Consider the following 318-nt stretch of genomic DNA (forward strand, 5'->3'; position numbering starts at 1 on the left):
CCGTCAGGGCGGTGGCTTCCGCCGTGATGACCGTCCGTCGGGTGGTTTCAACCGTGACGACCGCGGCGACCGTGGTGGTTTCCGTCGTGATGACCGTGGCGAGCGCCCCTCGGGCGGTGGCTTCCGTCGTGACGACCGCCCGTCGGGCGGTGGCTACGGCCGCGACCGTGACGACCGCCAGGGCGGCGGTTACCGCCGCGATGACCGTGGCGAGCGCCCCTCGGGCGGTGGCTTCCGCCGCGACGACCGCCCCTCCGGTGGTGGCTTCCGCCGTGACGACCGCCCCTCCGGTGGTGGCTTCCGCCGTGATGACCGTCC

1 protein-coding gene is annotated in these 318 nt (G+C 74.2%); it reads right to left on the reverse strand.

Features of this window, described 5'->3' with window-relative positions; genetic code table 11:
• The coding region (locus PUR71_RS11845; RefSeq protein ID WP_329926850.1) for a hypothetical protein at positions 1 to 318 on the reverse strand (318 nt) is incomplete at both ends.

The organism is Streptomyces sp. SP17BM10 (genome assembly GCF_036322405.1).
Lineage (GTDB): Bacteria > Actinomycetota > Actinomycetes > Streptomycetales > Streptomycetaceae > Kitasatospora.